We start from the raw sequence: 6175 nt of genomic DNA on the forward strand, positions 1-6175 counted from the left end.
GTCCCCATACCCGTGCACGCAGGTTTTCAACACGGTCTTGATCGCAGTCAGGTCGGCTTGTTCGGCCCCTGTGCGCAGCGCGTTCAGGTGCGGCACCAAATCATCCCAGCTCAAGCAGGCCTCATGCGCTTTCATGATGCGGGCGTGCGCGGTGGGCTCGGGGTTGTCGCCAATCAGCAGCTCCTCGTACAGTTTTTCACCCGGGCGCAGGCCGGTGATGGCAATCTCGATGTCGCCGTCCGGGTGTGCTGCGTCGCGCACTTTTCGGCCGCTGAGCTGCACCATGCGCTGCGCCAGGTCCAGGATCTTGACAGGTTGGCCCATGTCGAGCACAAAGACGTCACCACCCGCCGCCATGGCGCCGGCCTGCAGCACCAGTTGCGCGGCTTCGGGAATGGTCATGAAGTAGCGGGTGACCTCGGCGTGCGTGACCGTCAGCGGGCCGCCCTCGCTCAACTGGCGGCGAAACAGCGGCACCACGCTGCCGCTGGAATCAAGCACGTTGCCAAAGCGCACCATGGTGAAACAGGTGTCACAGTCAGGTGCCAAGGCCTGCAACACCAGCTCCGACATGCGCTTGCTGGCGCCCATCACGTTGGTGGGTCGCACCGCCTTGTCAGTGGAAATGAGCACAAACCGCCTGGCGCCACTGGCCACGGCCGCGCGCGCCGTGTTGAGCGTGCCAAACACGTTATTCAAAATGCCTTCACCGGGGTTGCACTCGACCATGGGCACATGCTTATAGGCAGCGGCGTGATAGACCGTGGCCGGCCGATAGGCCCCGCAAATCTCGGCCAGACGTTGCGGGTTGGTCACACTGCCCAGCAGCGGAACCAGTTCAACGTCCAGTTGATGCATGGCGCAAATGCCCTGCAGCTCCTGGTGAATGCTGTACAGGCCAAACTCATTGTGATCGAGCAACAGCAACTGGCGCGGCCGCTGCAGCACGATCTGGCGCGTCAACTCGCCGCCAATGCTGCCACCGGCACCGGTCACCAGCACCACCTGCGCAGCCAGGTCGCGTGCCAACAGGGCGGTGTCGGGCGGCACCGAAGCACGGCCCAGCAGGTCTTCCACGTCGAGCTCACGAAAATCCTGCACCGTGACACGGCCACTGGCCAGGTCGGCCATGCCCGGCAGGGTGCGGATGTGAACGGGCAAGGGCCGCAGGCTTTCCAGAATGGCATTGCGCCGCTCACGCGTGGCGCTCGGCATGGCCAGCAAGATGTTGGAAACGCACTCGCGCTCGACCACTTGCGGCACCTCGGACGGGGCAAATACCGGCGTACCATTCAGATTGCGGCCAACCTTGGCAGCGTCATCATCAACAAACCCCACCAACTCGTATTGCTGCGACAGGTGCAAAGCGACCATGGTTTGCACGCCGGCGGTGCCCGCACCATAAATGAGCAAGCGGCCTTCGCAATTGGCTCGGGCCTTGCTCAGATTGGCCAGCCAGAACCGTGCCAACGCCCGGCTGGCGCCCACCAAAAACAAAAAAACCAACGGTTGCAACACGCCCAAGCTGCGCGGCACCCCTGGCCATTGCTGCCATACCAAAATCGTCGTCAACAGGCAGCCGTAAATCAGCACCGCCAACCCGGTGGCCTGCAACGCAGCCAAGCCGGTATAACGAAAAATGGCCCGATACAGGCCAAACTTGATAAATACGGGAATAAAAAGCGTTGGCGCCAGCAGATACACCCACCACTGGGCACCACTGGGAATATGCGCCACATCAAGCCGCAAAGTAAATGCGATCCATGTGGCCACAATGGCCAAAACCATATCCTGCGACAGCACCACCAATTGCTTGACGGTGCGCGGCCAATTCAAAATCCGGCTTTGCAAAATAACCCCCCTGAGCGATCAAAGCGCCTTGATGGGCGCTTTTGCTTTTATTACCTGGTCAACTTAAACGGCGAATGATTCTTTGCTTTGCCCCTGCGCCACCAAGGCCGCCAACCAGCGCGGCATCAAGCCCCGCCCGCTCCAGGTTTCACCATTGGGGCCGCGGTATTTGACCGGTGCCGTGCTGCCGGACTTGCCAGCCGCCTTGCGCGGGCGGGCTTTGCCACCATCGAGGTCTGCCACCGTGATACCAAAGGCCGCCATTTTAGCCTTGATTTCTTGCACGGTCTTGTTGAACTCTTGCGCCTTGATTTCTTCGGCCTGTTTTTGCAGGATGGCAATCTGGTTTTGAATATCGATCAAGTTGGTCATGGTATTAAGTAAATATAAGGGTTAAAACACCTGGCGGCACGTGGTCGTGGCTCTTTTAGAGGGTCACATTATCTCTTTTTATTACCTTCAATGCAGTTAACAGAATAATTTTTATATCCAACCAAAAGGTTCTTCGTTGCAGATACTCTACATCCAGGGAAAAAGGGGGGAAAAAGGGGACGCTACCCTTTTTCTGCCTTTGGTCGGCCAGGCGACCTTGATACCAAGGACCTGCCCGCCATCGCGCCAAGTCGTTCGACAAAATGCTCATCCCCACAGGGCAGGCCCTTGTCTGCGTGCAACCGCAGCGTTTTCAATTTCTCAGCGTCGTCGGTCTGCGCCAGCCAGGCTGACCAATCCTCAACAGCTGCAAATTGCTGATGCCAGACAGAATCCAATTTAAGCAAGACATCCGGGCAGCGACCACAATGAGCTGGGGCACTTGACCAGCGGTAATCTTCGGCACGGTTTGCCATGCCCGCGCGCACCGGATTGCATTCCACATAACGCAGCGCCGCCCACAAATAGACATCATCCAGCGGTGAGGAAAAGAATCGCCCCTGCCAGACATGCCCCGTCCAATCGCGCTGACGGTTAAAACGCTGGGCGTAGCGCATGTGCAATGGCTTGAGCGTCTGCTGTAAGCCATCGTCCGTAGCAGGCACGGCAATCAAATGAATATGGTTGGTCATCAGACAATAGGCCAGCACTTCAACTTGGTGCTTTTCGGCGTATTCCTTGAGCCAAGCCAGATAAACCAAGCGATCTTCATCGCTGAAAAAAACGGGCTCGCGCCGATTGCCACGCTGGGTAATGTGGTGGGGAAAGCCAGCAAACACGGCTCTGGGCAATCTTGGCATGGGCTGAGCATAGCAAAGATAAAGGGTAGCGTCCCCTTTTTATTAGCGTCCCCTTTTTATTCATCTTTTTTAAAAGGACAAATTGAAATAAAATTGTGCTTTATGAAAAGTCAATTTCGCACCGTCATTCGCCAGAAAATCATTGATGCCCAAGCGGTGCCGCTGCGAGTGCTGACGCGCCGGGACATCTGGTTACCCGCCGTCAAGGCGAAGGCTACGGCGGTGATTGGCATGCGGCGGGCTGGCAAGACCAGCCTGCTGTGGCAGATTCTGGCTGACCGCCATGCAAGTGGCATACCGCGCGAGGGCTTGCTTTATTTCAGCTTTGAAGACGAACGTCTCGCTGACATGCAACTACAAGATCTCGACCTGCTCGTTGAAACGTTCTACCAACTCAACCCTGCATGGCGTGATAGCCGCCGTGCCAGCTTCTTTCTGGATGAAATCCAGCTCGTACCAGGCTGGGAACTATTTGCCAGGCGCTTGCTTGACAGCGAAAACATCGACCTTTTCCTGTCTGGGTCGTCCGCGCGTCTTCTCTCGCGTGAAGTGGCCACCAGCATGCGTGGCAGAGCCATGGAAGCGGTTGTTTTTCCGTTCGGCTTTCGCGAGATGCTGCGCCACGCGGGCTGTGAGCCGCAAAAACCAACCAACCGCCTGACCAAGGCCGAGCGCTCACAGCTCGACCGCCATCTGCTTGACTACCTCGCGCACGGTGGCTTTCCCGAAGCGCAGGGCCTCGACGCCCGCAACCGTCTTGAGCTCTTGCGAACCTATGTCGATGTTGTGCTCCTGCGAGATGTGATAGAGCGCCACAACCTCAGCCAGCCTCAGGTATTGCACTGGATGGTGCGACAACTTCTGGGCAATGCCGCCGGTGCATTCAGCATTAACAAGTTCCATGCCGATCTCAAATCGCGCGGCGTGGCGGTGGGCAAGGACACCCTGCACAGCTACCTCGCGCATCTGGAAGATGCCTTTTTGCTCAGCAGCCTTGACCTTGCCACGGACTCCGAGCGCCGCAGGCAGGTCAACCCGCGCAAGGTGTACCCCGTGGATACTGGCCTGATGGCGCTGTTTGACCGTTCCGGCAAAGCCAATGTGGGTCACGCATTAGAAACGGCGGTGCTGCAAGAGCTACAGCGCCGTGGCGCCCAAGTGAACTATGTGCGCACCCCGGCAGGTTTTGAGGTGGACTTTTATGCGCGCGGAGTGACGGGCAGCGAGGCCCTGATTCAGGTCTGCGCCGACCTCGACAGCCCCGACACCCTGGCGCGTGAAGTACGCGCGCTACAAGACGCCGCCCCGGCTTGGCCCCACGCCGCATTGCAGCTTGTCACCCTCAACCCGCCCAAGGAGGGCGCCGTGCCGCCCGAGATACAGCTTTATCTGGCGCCCGACTGGCTGTTAAACGGCGACGAAGACCCCATAGCTGCCCTGTAACAGCTGCGCCCAGCCGGTAAGCCCGAGCACCAGCTTGAAAAAAGGGTAGCGTCCCCATTATTGCTGAATCAATGCGACACCCCATCGCGGCGCAGTACCTTGACAAACGTGAGCCACAAGATGCGAATGTCAAACCACAGCGACTGGCGTTGCAAATACTCCACATCCAGCTTCACTTTGTCAGGTATTGGCAGCTCGTCGCGCCCGTTCACCTGCGCCCAACCGGTGAGCCCGGGCAGTAGCTTTTGCACATCTTGCTGCGTGCGCAATTCAATCAAATCGTGCTGGTTGAACAAAGCCGGCCGCGGCCCGACAAAACTCATGTCACCTTTCAAAATGCTCCACAGCTGCGGCAATTCATCAAGGCTGGACTTGCGCAAAAAACTGCCAATCGGCGTCAGGTAGGCATCCGGGTTGCTCAGCAAATGTGTCGCCACCGCAGGCGTGCCAATCTGCATACTGCGGAACTTGGGCATCTTGAAAATGGTGTTGTTGCGCCCCACCCGGTCAGACCAATACAGCACCGGCCCTTTGGACGTGAATCGCACCAGCGCCGCAACCAGCAGCACAGGCACCAGCAACACACAGCCAGCCAAAACCGCCAGCAGCAAATCAAACAGCCGTTTCATGTTGCCTGCGCATAGCCGTTCGGGTTGCCGTTTTGCCAGCGCCAGGCGTCAGCACACATACATGCCAGATCGCGCTCGGCGCGCCAGCCCAGCAAGGCCTTGGCTTGGGCCGGGTCGGCGTAGCAGGCGGCAATATCGCCAGCGCGGCGTGGCGCCACTTGGTAGGGCACCGGCTTGCCGCTGGCCTGCTCAAAAGCCCGCACCATGTCGAGCACGCTGTAACCCACCCCGGTGCCCAGATTGATGGCACGGCACTCGGCGTGATGCGCCAGACGCTCCAGCGCCTTGAGATGGCCCAGCGCCAGGTCAACCACATGAATGTAATCGCGCACGCCGGTGCCGTCAGGCGTGGCGTAGTCAGCGCCCCACACGTTCAAAAACGGGCGCCGCCCCACCGCCACCTGCGCCACAAACGGCAGCAGGTTGTTGGGCGTGCCCAGCGGGTCTTCACCGATCAGGCCGCTGGCATGCGCGCCCACCGGGTTGAAGTAGCGCAGGATGCTGATGCGCCAGGCCGGGTCGCTGCGGTACAGGTCGCGCAGCATGTCTTCGATGACCAGCTTGGTCTGGCCGTACGGGTTGGCGGCCGACAGCGGATGGTCTTCGGTGAGCGGCAGGCGCTGCGGGTCGCCATAGACCGTGGCCGAAGAACTGAACACCAGGGTTTTAATGCCGCATTCGGTCATGGCCTGCAGCAGCCGCACCGTGCCAACCACGTTGTTATCGTAATAAGCCAGCGGGTTTTGCACCGACTCGCCCACCGCCTTGAGCCCGGCGAAATGAATCACGGCGCTGGCGCCGCTGGCACGCAAGGCGGCCACCAAGGCGGCCGAGTCGCGCATATCACCCTGCACCAGCCGGGCTTGCTTGCCGGTGATGCGCGCCACCCGCGTGAGGGCCTCGGGCTGGCTGTTGCAAAAGTTGTCGAACACGGTCACTTCATGCCCCGCATTGAGCAACTCGACGACCGTGTGTGTGCCAATGTAGCCGGCACCGCCTGTAACAAAAATCATGCTGGGT

At 59.4% G+C, this 6175-nt stretch carries 6 protein-coding genes; 1 reads left to right on the forward strand and 5 read right to left on the reverse strand.

Features of this window, described 5'->3' with window-relative positions:
• The 3 genes from IBX54_RS11575 to IBX54_RS11590 all read right to left on the reverse strand — a co-directional run.
• Positions 1 to 1851, reverse strand: a 1851-nt coding sequence (locus IBX54_RS11575; RefSeq protein ID WP_296542808.1) for a nucleoside-diphosphate sugar epimerase/dehydratase, incomplete at its 3' end; no start/stop codon positions are given.
• A gap of 63 nt (positions 1852 to 1914) precedes the next feature.
• A complete protein-coding gene (locus IBX54_RS11580; protein ID WP_296542809.1) occupies positions 1915 to 2223 on the reverse strand; it encodes an H-NS histone family protein in 309 nt (102 codons plus the stop codon).
• 182 nt (positions 2224 to 2405) lie between these two features.
• Positions 2406 to 2984: a transposase gene (locus IBX54_RS11590; protein ID WP_296542811.1), complete on the reverse strand. Its 579-nt coding sequence runs from the start codon at positions 2982 to 2984 to the stop codon at positions 2406 to 2408.
• On the opposite strand from IBX54_RS11590, the gene IBX54_RS11595 reads away from it, so the two are divergent.
• Positions 2943 to 4526, forward strand: a complete 1584-nt coding sequence (locus IBX54_RS11595) for an ATP-binding protein (protein WP_296542813.1) — start codon at positions 2943 to 2945, stop codon at positions 4524 to 4526. The two genes, IBX54_RS11590 and IBX54_RS11595, sit on opposite strands and share 42 nt — an antisense overlap.
• A gap of 68 nt (positions 4527 to 4594) precedes the next feature.
• Here the strand turns inward: IBX54_RS11595 and IBX54_RS11600 are convergent, their stop codons facing one another.
• Together IBX54_RS11600 and galE are read right to left on the reverse strand one after the other, a co-directional pair.
• Entirely contained in the window at positions 4595 to 5155 is a 561-nt protein-coding gene (locus tag IBX54_RS11600) for a sugar transferase (RefSeq protein ID WP_296542812.1), read from the reverse strand.
• Positions 5152 to 6168, reverse strand: coding sequence for a UDP-glucose 4-epimerase GalE (gene galE / locus IBX54_RS11605; protein ID WP_296542814.1), 1017 nt, complete (start codon positions 6166 to 6168; stop codon positions 5152 to 5154). Before galE ends, IBX54_RS11600 begins: the two co-directional genes overlap by 4 nt.
• Positions 6169 to 6175 lie beyond the last annotated feature (7 nt).

The sequence above is a fragment of the Rhodoferax sp. genome, assembly GCF_014859475.1.
GTDB lineage: Bacteria > Pseudomonadota > Gammaproteobacteria > Burkholderiales > Burkholderiaceae_C > Rhodoferax.

Bases quoted from the DNA above. Each gene is read 5' to 3' on its own strand.
- IBX54_RS11580 (WP_296542809.1), bottom strand. From the start codon at position 2,223: ATGACCAACTTGATCGATATTCAAAACCAGATTGCCATCCTGCAAAAA.
- IBX54_RS11600 (WP_296542812.1), bottom strand. From the start codon at position 5,155: ATGAAACGGCTGTTTGATTTGCTGCTGGCGGTTTTGGCTGGCTGTGTG.
- galE (WP_296542814.1), bottom strand. From the start codon at position 6,168: ATGATTTTTGTTACAGGCGGTGCCGGCTACATTGGCACACACACGGTC.